This is a genomic window from Verminephrobacter aporrectodeae subsp. tuberculatae At4 (assembly GCF_000193225.1).
Taxonomy (GTDB): Bacteria; Pseudomonadota; Gammaproteobacteria; order Burkholderiales; family Burkholderiaceae_C; genus Acidovorax; species Acidovorax aporrectodeae.
The window spans coordinates 1-727 of record NZ_AFAL01000537.1; the positions used below are offsets into that span (position 1 = coordinate 1).

The following is a 727-nucleotide window of genomic DNA, read 5'->3' on the forward strand; positions in this document are numbered from 1 at the left end:
AAAGGGAACTTTGTCGATGTTGTCGCTGGTCTTGCGCGACATCAGCCCGGACAACACCATGGTTTCGCCGTTTTGCACGTTGAACTCGGTTTTCGTGCGCCGTGTGCTCAGCGCCGGCCCGCCAACGGTTGCGATCGAGGGGTCTATGTTGCTGACTTCGCTCTCGATCTCCGCACGGATGACTCCATTGCGATCCACGCGCGGCGTGATGTTGAGCTTGATGCCGTAGGGCTTGAAATAGACGGTGGTTCCGTAGAAGGTCGTCACGCTATAGGGGTATTCGCCGCCCGCGAGGAATTCGGCTTTGGATCCATTGCGCGCCGACAGCTGCGGCTGCGCCAGGATGCTGGCCTTGCCCTCCTGGGCCAGCAGGTCGAGCTTGGCGCTCAGGCCCATATTGATCGCACTCAGAACGTTCAGGCCCCCGGACAGCGGAGTGAACTCGCTGCCGTCCGCGGAGGTGATGGGCGGCTTCTGGACACCAATGACCAGCCCTCCTTGGTGGCCACGCCGGCCGGGCGACCAGAGACCGGCGACGCTCGCGCCGCCCGTGGAACCCCAGCGCAGGCCGATTTCGCGCAGTTCATTCACCGGAAACTCGACCACCTTGACGTCCATCAGCACCATCTGCTCCCAGCCGATCTGGTTGGTGAAGTTGACGATCTGCGGATAGTGTTTTGCAAGGCCCTCGATCTTCTTGAGGTCGGTGTCGCCCAGGTTGTCGCCT

The 727-nt window shown here is 61.8% G+C and carries 1 protein-coding gene; it reads right to left on the reverse strand.

Translation table 11 applies throughout. From position 1 onward, the window contains the following. On the reverse strand, positions 1–727 hold a 727-nt coding region (locus tag VTU_RS0118005; protein ID WP_010106790.1), incomplete at both ends, for a type II and III secretion system protein.